The sequence below is a fragment of the Flavobacterium davisii genome, assembly GCF_019565505.1.
GTDB lineage: Bacteria > Bacteroidota > Bacteroidia > Flavobacteriales > Flavobacteriaceae > Flavobacterium > Flavobacterium davisii.
Window position 1 is genome coordinate 2,959,503 of record NZ_CP067378.1, and the last position, 24,151, is coordinate 2,983,653.

Consider the following 24,151-nt stretch of genomic DNA (forward strand, 5'->3'; position numbering starts at 1 on the left):
TTTTGCGTCATATATTTTATAACAAACAATACACATATTATGAGTGTTTTAGTAAATAAAGATTCAAAAATAATCGTACAAGGTTTTACAGGAAGTGAAGGTACTTTCCATGCTTCACAAATGATAGAGTACGGAACTAATGTAGTAGGAGGAGTTACCCCCGGGAAAAGGAGGTTCTACACATTTAGATCGTCCTGTATTTAATACAGTAAAAGATGCAGTAGATCAAGCAGGTGCAGATACATCTATTATTTTTGTACCACCAGCGTTTGCAGCAGATGCTATTATGGAAGCAGCAGATGCAGGTATTAAAGTTATCATTTGTATTACAGAAGGTATTCCTGTAGCAGATATGATTAAAGCATATGATTACATTAAAGGAAAAGGTTGTAGATTAGTAGGTCCTAATTGTCCCGGTGTAATTACTCCAGAAGAAGCTAAAGTTGGTATTATGCCTGGTTTTGTTTTCAAAAAGGAAATATAGGTATTGTGTCTAAGTCAGGAACTCTTACTTATGAAGCAGCAGATCAAGTAGTTCGTCAAGGATTTGGAATTACAACTGCTATCGGAATTGGAGGAGACCCTATTATTGGTACCACTACTAAAGAAGCCGTTGAATTATTGATGAATGATCCAGAAACACACTGTATCATTATGATCGGTGAAATTGGAGGTCAATTAGAAGCAGATGCAGCTAAATGGATAAAAGCAGATGGCAATCGTAAACCAGTTGTAGGATTTATTGCTGGTGAAACAGCACCAAAAGGACGTACAATGGGGCATGCTGGCGCAATCGTAGGAGGAGCTGACGATACAGCCGAAGCTAAAAAACGTATCATGAGAGAAAATGGAATTCATGTTGTAGATTCTCCAGCTGAAATTGGTAAGAAAGTAAAAGAAATATTAGGATAATCTTTTGATTAAAATAACATTGATAGAAAAATTTATTTTAAACTAATCCAATAAATTATAAAATATAATATTAGAATTATATAATAAAATGAGTCTGATTTTGTCAGGCTCATTTTGTTTATATTATAAACTTCTTTAATTGAATATTTGTGGGGATATTGATCATTTTCTTAAGTTTGAATTACATATAGTTCTAAATAATTTAAGAAGAAGAAGTCTTGTTTATAATAAATACAAAGATTTTTAGTTTAAAAAATCTCATCCTTTTACTCAATCAAAAAAGTTTCTATACTTTTATGCTTACTACAAGATCTATTCTATGATTTGAAATTTTTTAATAAATCAAAATAGATAAATTAAATAAATTAGAATATTATTTAAAAAAAAAGAAAAAAGAATACTATTATTCAAACAAAAAGAATTTTATGTGTAAATTATTCATTAATTAATTTTAAAAAATGAATAAAAATTGTATTTTAAGTTAAAAATAATTAATTTGCACTATAACTTTACCCCTATTTAATAATGACGAACATTACAAGATTATTTGATTTTCCTTATTATCAGCTAGAAAAGAACAACTTACCAGATGCGTTAGTTACAAAATATCAAGGAAAATGGGTTAAAACGTCTACCCAAGAATATATAGATAAAGCAAATGCCGTTTCAAGAGCACTTATTACCATGGGAGTGCAAAAAGATGATAAAATAGCCATTATTTCATCTAATAATAGAACAGAATGGAATATTATGGATATAGGAGTATTGCAAGTAGGAGCTCAAACAGTCCCTATTTATCCAACCATATCAGAACAAGATTACCAATACATTTTAAGCCATTCCGAATCAAAATATTGTTTCGTATCTGATAAAGAAGTTTTAAATAAATTAAATTCTATTAAAGCTAATTTACCTAATTTAGTAGGAATTTTTACATTTGATGAAATTTCAGGAGAAAAAAATTGGACTGATTTATTAGCTATTGGGAAAGATACAAATACACAAAATTTTGTAGAAGAACGTAAAAACAATGTAAAAGCAAGTGACTTAGCAACCATTATTTATACCTCAGGAACAACAGGTAAGCCAAAAGGTGTAATGTTATCGCATAACAATATAGTCTCCAATGTTTTAAATAGCTCTGACAGAATCCCTCTAGAACCGGGGTCAAGCAAAAGCTATGAGTTTCCTTCCTATTTGTCATATTTTTGAGAGAGTTATCTTATATATTTACCAGTATTATTCTATCTCAATTTATTTTGCAGAATCTATTGATAAAATTTCAGATAATTTTAAAGAAGTTCAACCCGATGTATTTACAGTTGTTCCTAGACTATTAGAAAAAGTTTATGATAAAATTTATGCAAAAGGAACTGAATTAACAGGACTTAAAAAGAAAATTTTCTTTTGGGCGGTTGAATTAGGTTTGAAATACGAACCATACGGTAAAAACGGTTGGTGGTATGAATTTCAATTAAAAATTGCTCGTAAATTAATATTTAGTAAGTGGCAAGAAGCATTAGGAGGAAATGTGAAAATAATGGTTTCAGGAAGTGCCGCTTTACAAACTCGTTTAACTCGTGTGTTTTCAGCAGCAGGAATGCCTGTAGTGGAAGGGTATGGTCTTACCGAAACTTCACCTATTATATCTGTAAATGATATGCGTAATGGGTTGTTTCGTATAGGTACCGTAGGTAAACCAATCAAAAATATAGAAGTCAAAATAGGAGAGGATGGCGAGATTCTTTTTAAAGGACCTAATTTAATGATGGGATATTATAAGGATCAAGCACAAACAGAAGACGTGATTAAAAACGGCTATTTCCATACAGGCGATATAGGTGAATTTGATAAAGATGGTTTTTTACGTATAACAGATCGTAAAAAGAAATGTTTAAAACTTCTGGAGGTAAATATGTAGCTCCTCAGATTTTAGAAAACACATTTAAACAATCTAGATTTATAGAACAAATAATGGTTATAGGCGAAGGACAAAAAATGCCAGCAGCCATTATTCAACCTGCTTTCGAATTTATTAGAGAATGGGCTCACATTCATCATATAAATATTGGCTCAACAAATGAAGAATTGGTTCAAAATCCAGAAGTTATTAAAAGAATTTATCAAGAAATAAACCATCTTAATGTTAAATTTGGTAATTGGGAACAAGTTAAAAAAATAGAGCTTACACCCAATGTTTGGTCAATAGATGGAGGAGAGCTTACGCCTACATTAAAGCTAAAACGTAAAGTAGTTCTAGAAAAATACAAAGACCTTTGCGCTAGAATCTACCAATAAAATATTTTATTTTAAAAAAAAGACTGTTTAAAGTGATTATCTATTTTAGACAGTCTTTTTTTATCGTAGATTCAAATAAAACCAATTAAAAAAAATCAAGGTTCAACCCCTTGTTCCTTACTCCTTTCTGAATCAGGGTTTAATCCAAATTACGCATTAATCTTCTTGTCAATATGAAAAGGAAAAGAAAACAAAATGCACGAAAATTTTTCCTGATTTCCGAACCAAGATAAAAGTCGTAATTTAATAGATGGTTTGTCACTTCGACCAAAGGGAGAAGGCATATTCTCAAAATTATGTAATTTCTTCCTTTGGCCGGAATAAAGAAGATTGTGATCTTTTAGGATATTTACTTGATGTTGTTTAAATACTTTAAAATTAATTTAAAAATTGCATAACTTGCGCAATTACATCATCATTTCCTAATATTTTTCTATGGCCTAATTTTTCAGTTTCAATAAATAAACCATTAGGTAACTGATTATAAATGGCTTTTCCGCAACTAATAGGAACTTCATAGTCATCCTTGTCATGTATAACTAAAGTTGGGATTATAACTCCTTTAGCAGCATTAGCAGCATCATAGTTGTCTATGGGTTCTCCAAAATTAGTTTCAAATTTTTGTTTCATGAGTTCCGAAATTTCAGATTTTAAGCCTAATTGCATAACAAAAGATCGTAAAATGTCAATAATTTTATCCGCAGCGCCAATTGTCACCATTTTTTTTACCTGTAATCCCCTCTTTACAGAATTAAGTAAAGACATTCCACCAAGAGAATGGCCAATAGCGTAATCAAATGGACCAAATTGTTTTTCTAATTCAAAATTGCAAGCTATAAATTCGGTTATTAACGTGGGACTAGATTTTGATTTACCATGTCCGAGGAGCATCATAGCTAATTGTAGAATAACCTATTTTTAATAATTCATCCGCTATTTTGAAAAGCTGTGTTCCTCTTCCTGACCAACCATGAACTAGTAAAACTTTTTTAGGGCTATCGCCATAATGATAAACTTCTATCTGTTTATTTATTTTAGGAATAAAAAGAGGTTCTGTTCTTGATTTTTGAACCATCTGCCATTCTCTTTTTGGAGTTTTATGTTTCGTAGGGGTAGTAAACAAGCGAATGCAAAACGTTGTAGTTAATTTTTTAGAAAAAAAAGCAAATCCTTTTGCTGTATAAATAATTGTTTTAGGTACACTGTTGCTATTTTGTTTCCTCTTTTTCAAAATATAATAGTTTTTAGAGCTAAATTAATACAAATTAATGAATCATGATAGAAGGTATTAAAAATAGATGATTAAGATCCGCGGAAAAATTGAAAACTTCATAAAACATAATAACTCAAATTCGAATTTTATTATCAAGTGTAAGGTTTTTATATTATAACATTCAAAAATCTTGTATCGAAGTATTCCAATTTGGGGATTTAGTTTTTTAACAGAACTCAATTATTAGGTGTTTTACTGTTTTTTAAAGAAATAAAAAGAAATTCTCTAAATAATTTAGATAAAAAGAAGTATTTATAGATGAATTTCTACTGGTTTTATAAGAAAAAACTTTTTGAAAATTGTAATTTTACCTTTTAAAAAAAATAAAATAATGAAAAAAAGAATTCTATACGCATTTAGTATTTTATCTCTTATAATATCTTGTGCTAAAAATCCCTTTACAGGTAAAAGTACTATGGCATTAGTTCCAGATAGTCAGATATTTCCAACAGCATTTCAACAATATAATCAATTTTTATCTGAAAATAAAGTTATAAAAGGAACTACAGAAGCAAAACGAGTTGAAAATATTGGAATAAAAATAAAGACAGCAGCAGAAAGATGGCTAAATGCAAATGGAAATTCGACTTATTTGAAAAATTACGCATGGGAATATAATTTAGTAGATAGTAAAGAAGTAAACGCTTGGTGTATGCCCGGAGGAAAAATAGTAGTTTATACAGGTATTTTGCCAATAACGAAAGATGAAGCAGGTATGGCAGCAGTTATGGGGCATGAAGTAGCACATGCACTCGCTAATCATGGACAACAGCGTATGAGTGCGGGTTTGTTACAACAAGCAGGAGCTATAGGAGTTGCTATTGCCACTAGTAGTAAGTCTCAACAACAACAGGCAGAGTTTATGCAATATTATGGATTAGCTTCTCAAGTAGGGGGAATGTTGCCTTTTAGTAGAGCTCATGAATCAGAAGCGGATCAAATAGGATTATTGCTGATGGCTATTGCAGGTTATAATCCTGAAAATGCAGTATACGTATGGGAACGTATGTCTGCTAAATCAAATGGACAAGCACCACCTGAGTTTATGAGTACACATCCTAGCAATGAAACACGTATAACCAATCTAAAACAATGGATTCCTAATGTAAAAATAGAAGCGGCCAAATTTGGTGTTGTATTTAAATAAAAAAGACTACTTTAGAAGCCCCTAATAAGGGCTTTTATTTTTTAATTTAAATCAAAAAAAAATGCAACCACTTCAAAAAGGAGATAAAAAATTATTAAATGCTTGGGCTTTTTATGATTGGGCAAATTCAGTATATAGTTTAGTCATAACTTCTGCTATTTTTCCTATTTATTATAGTGCTATTTTTAAGATCAGAGGAAACCACTATGTTGATATTTTAGGATATCATTTTAAGGATACTGCTGTGATTTCTTTTGTAACGGCAATAGCTTTTGTTATAGTTGCTCTTATTTCACCAATATTATCAGGAATAGCTGATTATGTTGGAAATAAAATGGCCTTTCTTCGTTTTTTTTTGTTATATGGGAGGTGTAGCATGTATAGGCTTATATTGGTTTGATTCAGATAACTTTTTTTTAAGTTTTGTAATCTATCTTTTGGGATTAATAGGTTTTTGGGGAAGTTTAGTCTTTTATAATTCTTATTTACCCGATATTGCTTATCCTGAACAACAAGATGCCGTTAGTGCACGTGGATTTTCAATGGGATATTTAGGAAGTACCCTTTTGTTGTTAGTTAATTTAGGAATGGTAATGAGTGTCGATTCTAATGAAAAAGCAATAGATATGATGCGTTATTCTTTTGTAATGACAGGTATTTGGTGGATAGGATTTAGTCATATTACCTATTATTATCTTCCTAAAGGAATAAGTACAGGAAATAAAGTAACACGAGCTGTAATCTTAGATGGTTTTCATGAATTGCAATTAGTTTGGAAAGAATTGAAAAAAATTTAGCACTTAAACGATATTTAGCTAGTTATTTTGTTTTTATTATGGCTGTTCAGACAGTAATGTTAGTCGCTACTTATTTTGGAGCCGAAGAAATAAGTTGGAAAACCGATAGTCAAAAAACATCAGGACTAATTATAAGTATTTTGTTAATTCAATTGGTAGCAATTGTAGGAGCCTATTTTACGTCCATAGCTTCGCGAAAATTTGGAAATATTAAAGTTTTAATTTTTTTAAATACATGTTGGGCTATTTTATGTATTGTAGCCTTTTACGTAAAAACGCCTATTCAGTTTTATGGAACAGCAGGATTCGTAGGATTAGTAATGGGAGGGATTCAATCATTAGCGCGTTCTACATATTCAAAATTTTTACCAGAAACTACAGATACAGCATCCTATTTTAGTTTTTATGATGTAACCGAAAAAATTGGTATCGTAATAGGAATGTCTATTTACGGAATTATAGATCAAATTACAGGAACAATGAGAAACTCAGTATTGTTTTTAGCTGTTTTTTTTATTATAGGTCTATTATTACTTTTAAGAGTGCCAAGGAATAAATACACAAATGATTAGAAGGTATGGCATAATCCTTGAAAGTTTAACTCGGTTTATAGATTATTATTTGTGTATATCTATCTGTAAATCAGTTTTTTTTGTTGTATTTTCTATAGTAAAGAGAATACAAATAATTTTTTTTTAATGTCAAAATGGCTTAGTTTACAATATGTCACAACAAAAAATCATTACACTTGACAATATGTCACTTCAGGAAATAGATCATGAAGCAGAATTAATCCCTCTTTTAACACCAGAAGATGAGGAAGAAATGAATAAAGAAAGTCTACCTGTAGATTTACCTATCTTACCTTTGCGTAATACAGTGCTTTTTCCAGGGCGTTGTAATACCTATTACAGCAGGAAGAGATAAGTCAATAAAATTGCTAAATGATGCCAATGCTTTAGATAAAATCATTGGAGTTGTTTCGCAAAAAAATGAAGAAGATGAAGATCCTACAGCGGAACAAATTAATAAAATAGGTACAGTAGCACGTATTTTAAAAATTCTTAAAATGCCTGATGGTAATACAACCGTTATTTTACAAGGGAAAAAACGCTTTGAAATAGATACTGTAACAACCACAGAACCTTATATAAGAGCTACTATAAAAGAAGTTCCTGAAATTCGTCCAGCTGAAGAAGATAATGAATTGAATGTAATTATAGATTCAATTCGTGAGTTGGCGATTCAAATTATTAAAGAAAGCCCTAATATTCCTACAGAAGCAACCTTTGCCATCAAAAATATAGAAAGCGATCCTTTTTTAGTAAGTTTCGTTTCTTCTAATATGAATTTAACGGCAGAAGAAAAACAAGAGCTGCTCGAAATGCATGATCTAAAAGAACGTGCTTTAGAAACATTAAAATATATGAATATCGAATTTCAAAAGTTAGAATTGAAGAACGATATTCAATCAAAGGTTCGTTTTGATTTAGATCAACAACAACGCGAATATTTCTTGCAACAACAGATGAAAACCATACAAGAAGAATTAGGAGGTAATTCTACTGAGCAAGAAATAGAAGAAATGCGTAAAAAAGCAAAAGCTAAAAAATGGAAGAAAAAAGTAGGCGAGCATTTTGAAAAAGAATTGCAAAAATTACAACGTACAAATCCTAATTCACCTGATTTTAGTATTCAACGTAATTATTTAGAGCTTTTTTTAGAATTGCCTTGGAATGAATACACGAAAGATAACTTTGATTTAAAAAGAGCCCAAACGATATTGGATCGTGATCATTATGGAATGGAAGAAATCAAAAAACGAATTATAGAACATTTAGCTGTTTTAAAATTACGTAATGATATGAAGTCCCCTATATTATGCTTTACAGGACCTCCGGGAGTAGGTAAAACTTCTATTGGACGTTCTATTGCAGAAGCATTAGGTCGTGAGTATGTACGTATGTCTTTAGGAGGTTTGCGTGATGAAGCTGAAATTAGAGGGCATAGAAAAACCTATATAGGAGCAATGCCCGGTCGAATTTTGCAAAATTTGAAAAAAGTAAAATCATCAAATCCTGTTTTTATTCTGGATGAAATAGATAAATTATCAAGCAGTCATAGTGGCGATCCATCATCTGCCTTATTAGAAGCATTGGATCCAGAACAAAACAAAGAATTTTATGATAATTTCCTAGAAATGGGATTCGATTTATCTAAAATCATGTTTATTGCAACTTCTAATAATATTTCAGCTGTACAACCAGCACTTAGAGACCGCATGGAAATTATAACGATGACAGGTTATACAATAGAGGAAAAAGTTGAAATAGCAAAACAGCATTTAGTTCCTAAACAAATTAAAGATCATGGATTAAACGCTAAACAATTTTCTATAGGTAAAAAACAAATAGAAAAAATAGTAGAAGGTTATACTAGAGAATCAGGAGTGCGAGGATTAGAGAAAAAAATTGCCCAAATGGTTCGTAATGCTGCAAAATCGATAGCAATGGAAGAAGAGTATAATGTAAAAACGACAGATGAAGATGTTATTAAAGTGTTAGGAGCACCTCGTATGGAACGCGACAAATATGAAAATAATGAAATAGCAGGAGTTGTTACAGGTTTGGCATGGACTAGTGTAGGAGGAGATATCTTATTTATTGAGTCAATTATTTCAGCAGGAAAAGGAGGCTTGACTTTTACTGGAAATATAGGAACTGTAATGAAAGAGTCAATTACGATTGCTATGGAGTATGTAAAAGCAAATGGAAGTAGTTTAGGTATTGATACTGATATTTTTACAAAATATAATATTCACGTACATATTCCAGAAGGAGCAACTCCTAAAGATGGACCAAGTGCAGGTATTGCCATGTTAACCTCTTTAGTGTCATTGTTAACACAAAAAGAGTCAAAAAAACTTGGCCATGACAGGAGAAATAACGCTGAGAGGAAAAGTGTTACCAGTAGGAGGTATAAAAGAAAAAATACTAGCAGCTAAACGAGCTAAAATAAAAGAGATAATTCTATGTGTAGAAAATAAAAGAGACATAGATGAAATTAATCCGGAATATTTAGAAGGCTTAACCTTTCATTATGTAAGCGAAATGAGTGAAGTACTCGAAATTGCAATAACAAAAGAGAAAGCAAAAAATGCAAAAAAATTGTAAGATGAAAAACGGCTATGTTAAAATAGCCGTTTTTTTATTAAAAATAATATCTTCGCTGCAGCGTTACAAATATTAATTTAACGCAATGTTTGATGCAGTCTAAATTCCTATTATTAGCTTTTATTATCTCTCTACCTATCTATTCACAAATAGGGGGTAGTGGTGTTTATCGTTTTTTAAATTTAACTACATCTCCAAGACAAGCAGCCTTAGGAGGGAAAGCTATTACAATATACGACAATGATGTAAATCAACCGATGCTAAATCCAGCCTCTGTGAATCAAGAAATGGATGGAAAATTAGCAGTTAATTACGGAAGCTATTTAGGTGATATAAATTATGGTACAGCGTCTTATGCTTTAAATTATGATAGGCATATTCAAACAATTCATGCAGGAATATCCTATATTAATTACGGTAAATTTGATGGAAGAGACGAATTTGGGGGGCAAACAGGTAGTTTTACAGCTAATGAATTAGCTATGTCCTTAGGATACGCATATAATATCCCTAGAAGTGATTGGTATTTAGGAGCAAACGCTAAGCTGATAGCCTCTTCTTTAGAAAATTATCAATCATTTGGGATTGCTACTGATATAGGAATTAATTATTTAGACGAACAAAAATCCGTTAATTATGCTTTATTAGTCAAAAATTTTGGAACACAAATCATAACCTATAACGGAATACAAGAAAAATTACCATTAGAAGTGATGTTGGGAGTTTCACAAAAGTTGGAACATTTGCCAATTAGATGGCATTTAACAATAGATAATTTGCAAAAATGGCAACTTGCATTTTCTAACCCCGCAAGAAACGAACAAACTTTAGATGGAGTGGTAAAAGAAGAAGAAATAAGTTTTTTAGGAAACGCTATGCGTCATGTAGTTTTAGGAGCGGAACTTTTACCAGATAAAGGAATTAATTTTAGAATAAGCTATAATTTTAGAAGAGCAGCTGAACTTAAAATTTTAGAACAACGTACTTTTGCAGGATTTTCAGCAGGAGTAGGAATCCGTTTTTCTAAATTTCGTTTCGATTATTCTTATGCAAGATATACTTTAGCATCCAATACATCTATGTTTGGATTAACTATAAATCTTTAAAAATTGAAAAAAATTACAATTGCAATTGATGGATTTTCCTCCACAGGAAAGAGTACTTTAGCTAAACAAATAGCAAAAGAGCTAGGATATGTATATGTAGATACTGGAGCTATGTATCGTGCCGTTACTTATTTTGCTATGCAACATAATTTAATTGATGAATTTCAATTTGATGTTAAACAATTAATAAAACTTTTACCAAGTTTAAACTTAAATTTTCAATTTAATTCAAGCCTCGGTTTTGCCGAAATGTATTTAGATGGAATTAATGTGGAAAAGCAAATAAGAACATTAGAAGTTTCTACCTATGTAAGCAGAATTGCTGAAATATCAGAAGTTCGATCTAGACTTGTAAGCCAACAAAAACAAATGGGAATTGATAAAGGAGTCGTTATGGATGGTCGTGATATAGGAACCGTTGTTTTTCCAAATGCAGAAATTAAATTATTTATGACTTCTAAAGCAAATGTTCGAGCACAACGCCGTTTTGATGAATTGACAGAAAAAGGACAACAAGTTTCCTATGATCGAGTGTTAGAAAATGTTTTAGAACGTGACTTTATAGATACCACTCGGAAAGATTCACCATTAGTTAAAGCAGCCGATGCAATAGAAATTGATAATTCAGAATTAACAAGAGAAGAACAATTTAAAAGAGTTATGGAAATAATTAAAGCAAAAATTTAAAAAAGCGAATATTTTTTTATAGAACCATCAGAAAGTACTGATTTTTTCATAGATTTACCCGCTTTTTAGAATATAATAACCAAATCAAAACGTATGAATATAAAAATTAGACTAACCTTAATGAGCTTTTTACAGTTTTTTGTATGGGGAGCTTGGTTAATTACAGTTGGGAATTACTGGTTTGGAACCAAACAATGGAGTGGTGCTGAGTTTGGAGCCATATTTTCAACACTTGGAATATCTTCTATTATTATGCCAGCTATTACGGGTATTGTGGCTGATAAATGGATAAATGCAGAAAGATTATATGGTATACTTCATATATTAGGAGGTTTGTGTGTGGCTTATCTTCCGCAAGTAGATAATCCAACCACCTTTTATTGGGTTATCTTTGCTGCTATGATGTGTTACATGCCTACTATTTCTTTGTCTAATTCTGTAGCATATACTATTTTAAAAGAAAATGATTTTGATGTAGTTAAAGTTTTTCCTCCCATTCGTGTATGGGGTACTGTAGGTTTTATTTTAGCCATGTGGACGACTAACTTAACAGGAAATAAAGCGTCTGCTAATATGTTTTATATTTCTGCATTAACAGCAATTATTTTAGGGATTTATTCGTTTACCCTTCCAGCTTGTAAACCTCAAAATTTGATGGATGAAAATGCTACCTTATCTAAAAAATTAGGTTTAGACTCATTTAAGTTATTTAATACATATAAAATGGCATTGTTTTTTGTTTTCTCCATGTTTTTAGGAGGAGCATTGCAATTAACTAATATGTATGGAGATGTGTTTTTGTCGGAATTTGGTAATATGCCTCAGTACGCTAATAGCTTGATTGTGAAAAATTCTACTTTAATCATGTCTATTTCTCAAATTTCAGAAACACTATTTATTTTAGCAATTCCATTTTTTTTAAAACGTTTTGGTATTAAACAAGTAATGTTAATCTCTATGTTGGCTTGGGTGCTACGCTTCGGGTTATTTGCTTATGGAAATCCTGCGAGTGGATTATGGATGATTATTTTATCCTGTATTGTATACGGAATGGCATTTGACTTTTTCAATATTTCAGGTTCTTTATTTGTAGAAACAACAACAGATTCCTCTATTCGTTCCTCTGCACAAGGATTATTTATGATGATGACAAATGGTTTTGGTTCATTTTTTGGAGGATTAATTAGTGGAAAAGTAATAGATGCCTATTTTACAATCAATGGACAAAGAGATTGGCATAGCATTTGGTTTTCTTTTGCTATTTATGCCTTAATTATAGCAATAGCTTTTGCCTTTTTATTCAAACATAAACACAATCCTAAAGATGTAGAATCTTTTTCACACTAAAAAAGAATACACTAATACACTATTAAAAGCCGATTTTATTAAAAATCGGCTTTTTTTGTTTGTAAAAAAGAAAACTATTTGTTAATTAATTTATTATGTGTAATTTTGCACACCTTTTAGCAGTAGGTGTATCTGAAAGGGATTCAAGTAATTATATGTAAAACGCTTCTGTTTTTTACTGCTTAATGAAACACTGAAGAAACAGAATACAAATTTAAAAATCAGATCATGTCTGAAATTACAAAAGAACAAGAACAATTTTTAGCAGATTTTAACTGGCATAACTATGCTGAAGGTATTGATGCAGTAGACGCTAAAAATTTACAAGAGTTTGAAGATTTAGTAGCAAAAACTTTTATTTCTACAGGTGCTGAAGAAGTTGTAGAAGGTGTTGTTGTTAGAATTACTGAAAGAGATGCTATTGTTGATATCAATGCAAAATCAGAAGGTGTTATATCTTTAAACGAGTTCCGTTATAATCCTAACTTAAAAGTAGGTGATAAAGTAGAAGTATTAATTGATATCCGTGAAGATAAATCAGGTCAGTTAGTATTATCTCACAAAAAAGCTAGAACAATCAAAGCATGGGATAGAGTTATCGCTGCGAATGAGTCTGGTGAAATCGTTAATGGTTTCGTGAAATGTAGAACTAAAGGCGGTATGATTGTTGATGTATTTGGTATTGAAGCTTTCTTACCGGGTTCTCAAATCGATGTGAAACCGATCCGTGACTACGATCAATATGTGAATAAAATGATGGAATTCAAAGTGGTTAAAATCAACCACGAATTCAAAAACGTTGTTGTATCTCACAAAGCGCTTATCGAAGCTGATATCGAGGTTCAGAAAAAAGAAATCATCGGTCAATTAGAAAAAGGTCAAGTATTAGAAGGTGTTGTTAAAAACATTACTTCTTACGGTGTATTCATTGACTTAGGAGGTGTAGATGGATTAATCCACATTACTGACTTATCTTGGTCAAGAATCAACCACCCATCTGAAGTATTAGAATTAGACCAAAAATTAAACGTTGTTATCTTAGACTTTGATGATGAGAAAACACGTATCCAATTAGGTTTAAAACAATTAAACGCTCACCCTTGGGATGCTTTAGATGCTAACTTAGCTGTTGGTGATAAAGTAAAAGGTAAAGTAGTTGTTTTAGCTGATTACGGTGCTTTCATCGAAGTTGCTGAAGGTGTTGAAGGTTTAATCCACGTTTCTGAAATGTCTTGGTCTACACACTTGCGTTCAGCTCAAGATTTCGTGAAAATTGGTGACGAAGTTGAAGCAGTTATCTTAACTTTAGATAGAGAAGAAAGAAAAATGTCTTTAGGTATCAAACAATTATCTAACGACCCTTGGACTGATATTACTTCTAAATATCCTGTAGGTTCTAAACATACTGGTACAGTAAGAAACTTTACTAACTTTGGTATTTTCGTAGAATTAGAAGAAGGTATTGATGGTTTAGTGTACATTTCTGACTTATCTTGGACTAAAAAAATCAAACACCCATCTGAATTTGTTAACGTAGGTGATAAATTAGATGTTGTAGTATTAGAATTAGACGTTGATGCACGTAAATTGTCATTAGGTCACAAACAAACTACTGCTAACCCTTGGGATAAGCATGAAGATGCTTTCGCTGTAGGTACAGTACACAATGGTACTATCTCTGAAATGGTTGACAAAGGGGCAACTGTAGATTTCGGTGATGATGTTGTAGCTTTCATTCCTACACGTCACTTAGAAAAAGAAGATGGAAAAAAATTGAAAAAAGGGGATACTGCTGACTTCAAAGTAATTGAATTCAATAAAGAATTCAAAAGAGTAGTAGCATCTCATACAGCTATCTTCCGTGAAGAAGAAGAGAAAGTAGTTAAAGAAGCTGAAACTAAAACTACTTCTAATCAGGCTGAGAAATCAACTTTAGGTGATATCGACGCTTTAGCTGAATTAAAAGCTAAAATGGAAAGAGGAGAAAAATAATCTTTGATTTCTTTATATAATTAAAAGCCCCGCATTTGCGGGGTTTTTTTGTGTATAAATTGTCGTAATAAGTTATATGGATTGAGTAAAGCTCTTTTGAATAAAAATAAGTTGAATAGGCTAATATTTACTTCGAATCCAATGCTAAATTTGAGTTTAATTGGTATTTGCTTTAATTTCTTAAATCAGAAATATGTTTAAATTCAAATAAAAAGACTAAATTTACACTCCAAACGAAATAACACAATATGAGTCATAAAACGCTCCTAACTTCAGAGGAAGTAAATATTATACTGCATCGTTTGGTTTGTCAGCTTATTGAAAATCATCTCGATTTTTCTCAAACTGTTCTTATTGGTATACAGCCTAGAGGAACTTATTTAGCAAAACGGTTAGTACAAATTCTAGAACAACAATATCAAATAAAAAATATTCCACTTGGATTTTTAGATATTACTTTTTTTAGAGATGACTTCCGTCGAGGCGAAACTTTGGAAGCTAATAAAACACAAATCGACTTTTTGATAGAAGGGAAGAAGGTTATTTTTATTGATGACGTATTGTATACAGGTAGAAGTATCAATGCCGCTTTACAAGCTATGCAATCCTTTGGTCGTCCGGTAGAAGTGGAATTGTTAGTGTTGATCGACCGTCGTTTTAGTCGTCATTTGCCTATACAGCCAGATTACAGAGGTCGTCAAGTAGATGCTATCAATAATGAGAAAGTTGTAGTAAAGTGGCATGAAATCCACGGAGAAGATTCAGTTGAAATAATTACTAAATAAAATGAAGGAACTAAGTGTAAATCATCTTTTAGGAATAAAATATATTACAGAAGAAGATATTCAGTTGATTTTTGAAACAGCTGACCATTTTAAAGAAGTGATTAACCGTCCAATAAAAAAAGTACCCTCTTTACGTGATATAACGATTGCTAATATATTTTTCGAAAACAGTACACGAACAAAACTCTCATTTGAATTAGCTCAAAAGAGATTATCAGCTGATGTAGTTAATTTTGCAGCTTCAAGTTCTTCTGTAACCAAAGGAGAAACACTTATTGATACCGTAAATAATATTTTAGCAATGAAAGTAGATATGGTGGTAATGCGTCACTCATCACCGGGAGCTGCTGTGTTTTTGTCAAAAAATGTAAATGCAAGTATTGTAAATGCGGGTGATGGAGCACACGAACATCCTACACAAGCTTTATTAGATGCGTATACCATTCGAGAACGTTTGGGAGAGGTAGGAGGAAAAAAAGTGGTTATCGTGGGCGATATTCTGCATTCACGTGTCGCATTATCTAATATTTACTCTCTACAAAAATTAGGAGCGCAGGTTAAAGTATGTGGACCAAATACATTAATTCCGCGTTATATACGCGAATTAGGAGTAGGGGTGGAGCCAAATTTACGTAAAGCCTTAGAGTGGTGTGATGTGGCAAATATGTTACGTGTACAAAATGAACGATTAGATGTAAGCTATTTTCCTTCCACTAGAGAATATACCATGCAATATGGTTTAGACAAAGAATTATTAAACTCTTTGAATAAAGAAATAGTAATAATGCATCCAGGTCCTATTAATCGAGGAGTTGAAATAACTAGTGATGTAGCAGATTCTAAACAGTCGGTTATTTTAGATCAGGTAGAAAATGGAGTTGCAATTCGTATGGCAGTAATTTATTTGTTAGCTTCGAAGATTAAATAAAATATTTTTTATTTAATAAATGAATGTTTAATTTAGTGTAAAAAAGAATGATGAAAGTAGATCATAAAGGACATACTGCTATTATAAAAGATACAGAAGGAAGTTTTGATGTGTTTTTACAAAAATTGACAAGCCAATATAATACATTTAAAGATGTTAATCTAATCATAGACATTACCCATGATGATTCAATTAATTTAGATGCTATTAGTTCTTTTTAGAATTATCAGATAAACATAAAGCTTTAAAGAAATCTTTTGTTTTAGTGGCTAAAGGAATTGATTTTAGTGAAGTTCCTGAAAATATTTTGGTTGTTCCTACTTTGTTGGAGGCACATGATATAATAGAAATGGAAGAAATAGAACGTGATTTAGGGTTTTAATTTTATAAATAAGTAGAAAGAAAAGAGAAGGAAGACTCAAAGAAAATAGTTTTTTCATAAATACATTATCGTTAGACAAATTTATAAGTAAAGGCTTAGGTCTTTTATATTTTAATGAAAAATTTTTATTAGACATATTTTAAATATTTAACGGGAATGTAGTGCTTTTCAATTTTTACTTCTTCAAATAGCATTCATAAAATCTGATTACCCCAGATTGTGTGTTAGAAATGTATTATAAATAGAAAGGACTTTGAATTTAAAAAAATTACCCCATTTTTTGCTTTCAATTAAGTTGTCTTAAAAGTCTGTACTCTTGTTCATTTCAGACAAAAGGAGAGATTATATAGTTGATAATTTCTCCTGTTATATAAGTGATAGATTAGGTGTTGAATACTGATTTTTTAGATCTTTTTCTTTGCTTGAAGGAAGAAAAATCAGTCATTAAATTACTGCTTTTACCCATATCAGTAAGAAAAAAAGGGGTGTTTTTTTATCCAGATTCTAGATTATACTTCGTTTAGAAACAAAAAAATCAATAAATTCAAGTGCTCACGGAAAATTTTAGAAGAAAAAATGTGACCTATTTTGATGGTTAAGATTGGAGTGCCTGTTTAAATTAGAAAAAATAAAGTAGAATGAATAGATAATTTGCTTCGCCAATTTATTTCGTTCGAATCTGTGCGGAATTTGATGTAAAAAGGAATGTCACTTTCCTAAAAGAATTTCTCCCTAAGAAAGTTTTTCTTTCAAAGGGAGAAATAATATAACTTGATAATGCGACTTTTCTTATTGTTGAAGTAATAAGTTAGACGTTAAGTTATTACTTACTTTTAGGTATTCTCATTCTCATTAAAATTATCTAACTTTTTGGTGTAATTTTAAAAATAGGCAACCTTCTTTGTTCTTGCTTAGTTAGTCTTCCTCCTCTTCGCCTTCGTCTTCATCAGAATCTTCGTCTTCATCAGAATCTTCGTCTTCAGATTGCTCCTCTTTTTCTTCATCCGATGCTTCATCCGAATCGATTTCTAAATCTTTTAATGCGTCTAGTGTATCATCACCATCCATATCGTCATCGTCATCAAAGTTAACAATTCGATCTGCTAATTTAGTGCTTACTTTTACTAAATAAATAGTATCTTCAGTTCTAACTTCAACAGCTTCGATTGTTTCGTTTTTAGCATTTTTAAAGCGAATGATGTCAGAATCATCATAACCTTCAGGGAACTTTTCTACTAGAAGGTTTAAAATTTCACTTGTAAGCTTTGAATAATCTACAATAACTCTTTTCATAAATTGGGGATAATCTTTTTTTTATTGACCTAAAACGTATGCGAAAATTAATGGAGCAACAATAGTTGCATCAGATTCAACAATAAATTTTGGAGTTGTAATATCTAATTTACCCCAAGTTATTTTTTCATTAGGAACAGCACCGGAGTACGAACCATAACTAGTGGTTGAGTCTGAAATTTGACAGAAATAGCTCCAAAAAGGAACATCATGCATTTCCATATCTTGGTATAACATAGGAACTACACAAATAGGGAAGTCACCAGCAATACCACCTCCAATTTGGAAGAAACCTATTCCTTTTCCTTCGCAGTTTTTAGTATACCAGTCAGCTAACCACATCATATATTCTACACCACTTTTCATTGTGGTAGCTTGAAATTCCCCTTTTATACAATAAGAAGCAAATATATTACCCATTGTACTGTCTTCCCAGCCGAGTACAACTATTGGAAGATTTTTTTCAGCAGCAGCTACCATCCAAGAGTCTTTAGGATCAATTTCGTAATATTGTTCTAAGACACCAGAATTAATCATTTGATACATAAATTCATGAGGAAAGTATCTTTCACCTGATTTATCTGCTTTGTTCCAAATATTATATAAGTGTGATTGTAAACGACGGAAGGCTTCTTCTTCTGGGATACAAGTGTCAGTTACACGGTTGTAATGATTTTCTAATAAGTCCCATTCTTCTTGTGGTGATAAATCACGGTAGTTAGGAACTCTTTTGTATGAATTATGAGCAACAAGGTTCATAATATCTTCTTCCAAGTTAGCTCCGGTACATGAAATGATGTGTACTTTGTCTTGACGAATCATTTCGGCTAATGATTTACCTAATTCAGCAGTACTCATAGCTCCTGCTAAAGTAATCATCATTTTACCATTGTCTAACAAATGTTCTTCATATCCTTTAGCGGCATCTACCAAGGCAGCTGCATTAAAATGAAGATAATGTTTTTCAATAAATTGACTAATAGGTCCTTTACTCATTTTTATTTATTGTTTGTGTTTGTATTTTTTGTTTTTATTTTTTGTTATAACCTAGTATTTCTAGTATTTCTTCAGCTTTTTGTTCTTCTGAAAAAACTTCTGTTGCAAAAATGCCATTTTTATCTTTGTCAATCAAGATATGTTTAGGTTGTGGTAAGATACAGTGGTGTAAACCTCCATGCCCTCCTATGGTTTCTTGATAGGCACCTGTATTAAAAAAACCAATATACAAAGGTTTTTCCTTATTGTATTTAGGAAGATAAATGGCGTTCATGTGTTGTTCCGAGTTATAATAATCGTCTCCATCACATGTTAAGCCTCCTAATAGCACTCTTTCATAAGTATCATTCCATCGATTTACAGCTAACATGACAAAACGCTTATTTATTGCCCATGTATCAGGTAATGTCGTAATGAAGGAAGAATCGATCATGTTCCAGTTTTCTCTATCATTTTGTTTTTTCTGATATAGTACTTGATAGACAGCTCCTCCTGCTTCTCCAACTGTAAAAGATCCAAATTCGGTAAATATATGAGGAACAGGTACTTCTGCTTCATCACAAGCGATTTTAATTTGGTTTAGGATTTCATCTACCATGTATTGATAGTCATATTCAAATGCTAAAGAGTTTTTAATAGGGAATCCACCACCAATATTTAAACTATCTAAAGTAGGACATTCTTTTTTTAGATTTATGTAAACCTTCATACATTTTAGTAACTCGTTCCAGTAATAAGCTGTATCGCGTATACCAGCGTTAATAAAAAAGTGAAGCATTTTTAGTTCGACTTTTTTATTATCCTGAATGTTTTTTCTGTAAAAAGGAACTATATCTTTATAACCTATTCCTAAACGAGAAGTATAAAATTCAAACTTAGGTTCTTCTTCTGCTGCTATACGAATACCTATTTTGAATTTACCGTCAATTTCTTCTTGTAATAAATCTAATTCTTCAAAATTATCAATTACGGGAACGGTATTTTTATGACCATTGTTGATTAATCGAGCGATATTGGTAACGTATTGTCCACGTTTAAAACCATTACAAACAACAAAAGTATTTTTATTGATTCTCCCATCTTCCATTAATTTTTCAACGATATTAATGTCAAAGGCAGAAGAGGTTTCTATGTGAATATTGTTTTTTAAAGCTTCATTTAAGATAAATTCAAAATGTGAACTTTTAGTACAATAACAATAATAATATTTAGCTTCATAGCCGTGTTTTTCCATAGCATTACGAAACCACATTTTGGCTTTGTTAATGTTTTGAGAAATTTTAGGTAAATAAGTAAACTTTAAAGGAGTACCGTACTGTTCTACTAATTTCATTAGATCAATACCATGAAACTGAAGATGGTCTTTGTTTAAAGTAAATTCTTCTTGAGGAAAATAAAATGTTTGATTGATTAAGTCGAAATATTTTGTATTCATTTAGCTATAAATAAATTGTAAATTAAAATTAATAAAAAAAACTCTATACAATTTATTCAAATGCGAATATTCGCAAAAATGATTTCTAGTTCGGTATAAAGGGGTTCATCCATAGCAGGCAAAAATAAAAAATAATAACTTTTTACTCCAAAGAAAATTTTTAAAAAAATTAAATTTTATAATCATCAAAAGCAGTTAATATATCTAAGTCTTCTACCGTTTGATTTATTACGCATTGACCGATAGAATTTAGAAGACTGAATTGTATCTTTCCAAATTCATTTTTTTGTCGTGAATTAATAAATTAATGATTGTATTAATTTCATCAGATTCAAAAGAAATGGGAGAATATATGTTTTGTATTAAACGTTTTATTTCTTGATATTCCTCTATGGATAAAAGCTCTTTTTTAAATGATAAATAACTTTCCAAAATCATACCACAAGCAATGGCTTCGCCGTGTAATAGTCTTTCTTTAGAAGGTGTTTCTAAAAAGTAAGTTTCGATAGCATGACCGAGAGTGTGACCAAAATTTAAGGTTTTTCTTATTCCTTGTTCTTTAGGGTCTTCTAATACTATTTTGGTTTTTATAGATACCGATTCTTTTATTAAGCTATCAAAACTATCAAAATGGATTTCGGATAAATTTTTAAATTTATTCCAATGTTCTTTATGAGCAATTAATCCGTGTTTTAACATTTCAGCTAACCCTGAACGCATTTCTCTTTGTGATAATGTTTGAAGGTATGAAGTGTCTATTAAAACCATTTCGGGTTGCGTAATAGTACCTATTTGATTTTTTAGACCTCCTAAATCTACTCCATTTTTTCCTCCTACAGAAGCGTCCACCATGGCTAATAAAGTGGTCGGAATATTGATGAATGCTAAACCTCTTTTGAAAGTTGAGGCAATGAAGCCTCCCATGTCTGTTACGACTCCACCTCCAATATTAATAATAAGCGTCTTTCTATCAGCGCCTAATTCAGTTAAAGCTTCCCAAACACTTATGCAAGTTTCTATAGTTTTATTTTCTTCACCCGCCTCTAATTCAATAATTTCAAATTCAATTTCGGTTTCCAATTTCGGTAAAAAATAAGGAAGACAATATTCATTCGTATTTTCATCTACCATGATGAAAATTTTTGAAAAATTATTTTCTTTTAGAAATTGATTTAAAAGTAAATAGTTTCCATCTAAAAAATGGATTGTAGATTTTTTTGAAATCATTTTGTGCAATTTTTTATCATAATTTCTTTACAGTCTTTAGGGATGTAATTATTATTCAGTGCCATTTGAGCATAATTACAAGCCAGTTCAGATTGTTTCATGTAATGGTAACAAGCAGCAATTATATATTCTGATTTACCATTTTTAAAGATTTTAGAGTCTATCACTTTCTTTAGATAGGGGATTGCAAAATTATATTTTTTTAATTGATAATAACAAACTGCAATATTTTCAGTGTAAATTATTTTCTTTGGATTTATTTTTTCTAACTCGATATATGTATTCAGTTGAGCTTCCCAGTTGTCAGAACGAATTGATTTTAGTTTATTTAAGAACATAGCTTCTTTGTCCGCTTCATTAGTATCAATTTTGTCTTTTTGTTCTATTACTTTTGAAATAATATTTATGAGGCTGTCTTTAGGGTGCTTTTTTATAACATCTTTATACATTTTTTTAATCTCGTTATTAGAAATATTTGCTTCTTTTAAATATTTTGTAGCTATATAAATAAGTTTTGGATAATAATTTAAGGTTTTAATATAGTTTACTACTTCTTTTAACTTTATAGTGTCTTTCCTTTTAGATAAAATATTTAAATGATTTGCGAAGAAAGGTTCATATAATGGAAACATTTTGTAGCATTTTTCCCAATTAGTATTAATACTATCAGTAATATTTTTCTTGGTATAAATAGTTGCTAATATAGATTCGTTTATCATCATATTCTTATTTTGGTTTCTAGAACTATTCAGTAATTGTATAGCTTGATCAAAATGCCCTTCTTTTTCTAAATACCTTGCTTTTACCGCGTCTATTTGATAACCTAGTGTGGTTAGTGTAGGGAAACTAGGTAAAATTTCATCTACTTTTGATGAAGACAAAGTTAATTTGTTTTCATCGAGTACAATTTCATTTTGTCCTTGTAGTGATTTATGTTGTAGGTAGTTTGGATATATTGTTAAAACAGAAAATACAATAAAAATAACTAATATATTTTTTGTTTTCACTACGAAAAATTCTTTCAAATCTCTTGTAAGAATAAAGAATAAGAAAGTTATTATAACAAAATGAATTTGAGTAATTATTCTTTCTTTTGGAAAATTTAATGAAGAGTCAAAACCGTAAGCAAAAACAGAAGTAAAAACAATAAGAGCCAACCAAAAAGTATCACTTTCTGTTGATTTTTTTATAAGAATTTTAAATGACTTCCAAGCAATTATTAAAAATAAGCTTAAATAGATTAAACCATTAATTATTCCAGTTTCACTTGCAGTTTGTAAAAAATCATTATGCGAATATTTTGAGATTGACCATGTTGTTCTTTGTTTACTTTCATAAGGAATTGACTCAATCTTATAACTACCCAGTCCTGTTCCTAAAAAGGGTGAATTTTTAATTATTTCTATTGTGTTTTTCCAAAGATATATACGTCCACTTGTTGCGTCTGACTCTGCATCACTCATATACACTTCAATCACGCCTTTCTTAGGTAAATATTTTAAATATTTTGTTTGAAAACCAAAAGCAATAAATAACCCTATTAATACTATAAAGGTATTAATAAGATTATTTTTTTTGACTAATGAAGCTATTATAAAACATACAGAAACTATTAAGAGACTTATGATACTCGTTCCTAGAAAGAGTTAAAAAAGAATAATTGAAACAAGAATAAAAGTTAAAGAGAAAAAAACTTTTTTTATTCCTGTAAAATAATGAATCCCATATAATATGAATGGGATTTTAAAAACCAATGTTGCAGAAAAAATATTAATATTACCTGAGTTTTGGGTCAAAATATTATAAATTTCATTTAGAGGAGCTTCATTTACTTTAGAAATAAATGAAGTAAAAGCAATAAAAGATTGAAAAAACGCAATGATACTAATTGCAATTGAAAGGTTTGGTAAAAAAAATATTTTTATTTGGCTAAAAAGTTTAAGAGTAAAAACTAAAAAAGCAATTAGAATTAATCTATTAAAAGTTAAAATAGCTTCAGAAAAATTAGGTGCATAAAAAATCGAAATCCCAGAGAAGAAAAGGAATATTGAGTATAGAATAATTATATTATTAACTTTAAAAGTTCTTAATTCTTTTAAGTTTTCGCTTTTAATAAAATGGAACACAAAATATCCTATACCTACATTTAATATAGACATTGTTAACCATTGAAAACCAGCTACATCAATTGAGTTTAATACTGGGACAAAATCAAGTAATAAATAAATGCTAAGAGTTAAGACCACAAAGATTGATTCAAAGGAAAAATTATAATTACTATTTTCTAGAGATAGGTCTTCAGAGCTCATGCTTGTTTTTTTTTTGTTTAACAAAAATAATAAAATTCTCATGCTATATTTGCATAAAAAATTA

15 protein-coding genes and 5 pseudogenes are annotated in these 24,151 nt (G+C 30.5%); 12 read left to right on the forward strand and 8 right to left on the reverse strand.

Translation table 11 applies throughout. The annotated features are described in order from the left end of the window. The first annotated feature begins 39 nt into the window (after nucleotides 1-39). Nucleotides 40-912: pseudogene (gene sucD, locus JJC05_RS14095) on the forward strand (succinate--CoA ligase subunit alpha). 525 nt (nucleotides 913-1,437) lie between these two features. Then, nucleotides 1,438-3,210: pseudogene (locus JJC05_RS18495) on the forward strand (AMP-dependent synthetase/ligase). 378 nt (nucleotides 3,211-3,588) lie between these two features. On the opposite strand, the gene JJC05_RS18500 reads toward JJC05_RS18495, so the two are convergent. Continuing rightward, entirely contained in the window at nucleotides 3,589-4,104 is a 516-nt protein-coding gene (locus JJC05_RS18500) for an alpha/beta fold hydrolase (RefSeq protein WP_309597347.1), read from the reverse strand. Continuing rightward, nucleotides 4,082-4,441, reverse strand: coding sequence for an alpha/beta fold hydrolase (locus tag JJC05_RS18505; protein WP_309597348.1), 360 nt, complete (start codon nucleotides 4,439-4,441; stop codon nucleotides 4,082-4,084). Before JJC05_RS18505 ends, JJC05_RS18500 begins: the two co-directional genes overlap by 23 nt. Nucleotides 4,442-4,814: 373 nt before the next feature. On the opposite strand from JJC05_RS18505, the gene JJC05_RS14110 reads away from it, so the two are divergent. The 10 genes and pseudogenes from JJC05_RS14110 to JJC05_RS17665 all read left to right on the forward strand — a co-directional run bounded on the left by JJC05_RS14110 (nucleotide 4,815) and on the right by JJC05_RS17665 (nucleotide 16,666). Then, entirely contained in the window at nucleotides 4,815-5,630 is an 816-nt protein-coding gene (locus JJC05_RS14110; protein WP_088392887.1) for a M48 family metallopeptidase, read from the forward strand. 61 nt (nucleotides 5,631-5,691) lie between these two features. Next, nucleotides 5,692-6,999, forward strand: a pseudogene (locus JJC05_RS14115) (MFS transporter). Nucleotides 7,000-7,150: 151 nt separating this feature from the next. Further along, nucleotides 7,151-9,600: pseudogene (gene lon, locus JJC05_RS14120) on the forward strand (endopeptidase La). Nucleotides 9,601-9,692: 92 nt separating this feature from the next. Continuing rightward, nucleotides 9,693-10,706, forward strand: a complete 1,014-nt coding sequence (gene porQ, locus JJC05_RS14125) for a type IX secretion system protein PorQ (RefSeq protein WP_105196303.1) — start codon at nucleotides 9,693-9,695, stop codon at nucleotides 10,704-10,706. 3 nt (nucleotides 10,707-10,709) lie between these two features. Continuing rightward, nucleotides 10,710-11,393 carry a (d)CMP kinase gene (gene cmk / locus JJC05_RS14130; protein WP_105196304.1) on the forward strand — a complete coding sequence of 228 codons (684 nt, stop codon included), beginning with the start codon at nucleotides 10,710-10,712 and terminating at the stop codon, nucleotides 11,391-11,393. Nucleotides 11,394-11,486: 93 nt separating this feature from the next. Beyond that, nucleotides 11,487-12,740 carry a nucleoside permease gene (locus JJC05_RS14135; protein ID WP_105196305.1) on the forward strand — a complete coding sequence of 418 codons (1,254 nt, stop codon included), beginning with the start codon at nucleotides 11,487-11,489 and terminating at the stop codon, nucleotides 12,738-12,740. 228 nt (nucleotides 12,741-12,968) lie between these two features. Continuing rightward, the gene (gene rpsA / locus JJC05_RS14140) at nucleotides 12,969-14,732 is read left to right on the forward strand and encodes a 30S ribosomal protein S1 (protein WP_088392875.1); all 1,764 of its coding nucleotides are present in this window, start codon (nucleotides 12,969-12,971) and stop codon (nucleotides 14,730-14,732) included. A 248-nt stretch (nucleotides 14,733-14,980) separates the two neighbouring features. After that, nucleotides 14,981-15,517: a bifunctional pyr operon transcriptional regulator/uracil phosphoribosyltransferase PyrR gene (gene pyrR, locus JJC05_RS14145; RefSeq protein ID WP_088394393.1), complete on the forward strand. Its 537-nt coding sequence runs from the start codon at nucleotides 14,981-14,983 to the stop codon at nucleotides 15,515-15,517. A 1-nt stretch (nucleotide 15,518) separates the two neighbouring features. Then, the gene (locus JJC05_RS14150) at nucleotides 15,519-16,445 is read left to right on the forward strand and encodes an aspartate carbamoyltransferase catalytic subunit (protein ID WP_105196306.1); all 927 of its coding nucleotides are present in this window, start codon (nucleotides 15,519-15,521) and stop codon (nucleotides 16,443-16,445) included. A 47-nt stretch (nucleotides 16,446-16,492) separates the two neighbouring features. Next, nucleotides 16,493-16,666, forward strand: a complete 174-nt coding sequence (locus JJC05_RS17665; RefSeq protein WP_258929261.1) for a hypothetical protein — start codon at nucleotides 16,493-16,495, stop codon at nucleotides 16,664-16,666. A gap of 1,076 nt (nucleotides 16,667-17,742) precedes the next feature. On the opposite strand, the gene JJC05_RS14160 is transcribed toward JJC05_RS17665, so the two are convergent. The 6 genes and pseudogenes from JJC05_RS14160 to JJC05_RS14185 form a co-directional block, all read right to left on the reverse strand. Continuing rightward, nucleotides 17,743-18,120: a DNA primase gene (locus JJC05_RS14160; protein ID WP_088393264.1), complete on the reverse strand. Its 378-nt coding sequence runs from the start codon at nucleotides 18,118-18,120 to the stop codon at nucleotides 17,743-17,745. 21 nt (nucleotides 18,121-18,141) lie between these two features. After that, nucleotides 18,142-19,116 (reverse strand): deoxyhypusine synthase family protein, encoded by a 975-nt coding sequence (locus JJC05_RS14165; protein WP_235877696.1) that lies wholly within the window; start codon nucleotides 19,114-19,116, stop codon nucleotides 18,142-18,144. Between the two features lie 34 nt (nucleotides 19,117-19,150). Then, nucleotides 19,151-20,551: a type III PLP-dependent enzyme domain-containing protein gene (locus JJC05_RS14170; RefSeq protein WP_105196308.1), complete on the reverse strand. Its 1,401-nt coding sequence runs from the start codon at nucleotides 20,549-20,551 to the stop codon at nucleotides 19,151-19,153. 169 nt (nucleotides 20,552-20,720) lie between these two features. Beyond that, a pseudogene (gene aroB / locus JJC05_RS14175) lies at nucleotides 20,721-21,778 on the reverse strand (3-dehydroquinate synthase). Continuing rightward, nucleotides 21,775-23,406, reverse strand: coding sequence for an O-antigen ligase family protein (locus tag JJC05_RS14180; protein WP_235878900.1), 1,632 nt, complete (start codon nucleotides 23,404-23,406; stop codon nucleotides 21,775-21,777). Before JJC05_RS14180 ends, aroB begins: the two are co-directional and overlap by 4 nt. Before the next feature lie 18 nt (nucleotides 23,407-23,424). Further along, nucleotides 23,425-24,087, reverse strand: coding sequence for a hypothetical protein (locus tag JJC05_RS14185; RefSeq protein ID WP_235877697.1), 663 nt, complete (start codon nucleotides 24,085-24,087; stop codon nucleotides 23,425-23,427). Nucleotides 24,088-24,151: the final 64 nt, after the last annotated feature.

Bases quoted from the DNA above. Each gene is read 5' to 3' on its own strand.
- JJC05_RS18500 (WP_309597347.1), bottom strand. From the start codon at position 4,104: ATGATGCTCCTCGGACATGGTAAATCAAAATCTAGTCCCACGTTAATA.
- JJC05_RS14110 (WP_088392887.1), top strand. From the start codon at position 4,815: ATGAAAAAAAGAATTCTATACGCATTTAGTATTTTATCTCTTATAATA.
- porQ (WP_105196303.1), top strand. From the start codon at position 9,693: ATGCAGTCTAAATTCCTATTATTAGCTTTTATTATCTCTCTACCTATC.
- JJC05_RS14135 (WP_105196305.1), top strand. From the start codon at position 11,487: ATGAATATAAAAATTAGACTAACCTTAATGAGCTTTTTACAGTTTTTT.
- rpsA (WP_088392875.1), top strand. From the start codon at position 12,969: ATGTCTGAAATTACAAAAGAACAAGAACAATTTTTAGCAGATTTTAAC.
- pyrR (WP_088394393.1), top strand. From the start codon at position 14,981: ATGAGTCATAAAACGCTCCTAACTTCAGAGGAAGTAAATATTATACTG.
- JJC05_RS14150 (WP_105196306.1), top strand. From the start codon at position 15,519: ATGAAGGAACTAAGTGTAAATCATCTTTTAGGAATAAAATATATTACA.
- JJC05_RS17665 (WP_258929261.1), top strand. From the start codon at position 16,493: ATGATGAAAGTAGATCATAAAGGACATACTGCTATTATAAAAGATACA.
- JJC05_RS14160 (WP_088393264.1), bottom strand. From the start codon at position 18,120: ATGAAAAGAGTTATTGTAGATTATTCAAAGCTTACAAGTGAAATTTTA.
- JJC05_RS14165 (WP_235877696.1), bottom strand. From the start codon at position 19,116: ATGAGTAAAGGACCTATTAGTCAATTTATTGAAAAACATTATCTTCAT.
- JJC05_RS14170 (WP_105196308.1), bottom strand. From the start codon at position 20,551: ATGAATACAAAATATTTCGACTTAATCAATCAAACATTTTATTTTCCT.
- JJC05_RS14185 (WP_235877697.1), bottom strand. From the start codon at position 24,087: ATGAGCTCTGAAGACCTATCTCTAGAAAATAGTAATTATAATTTTTCC.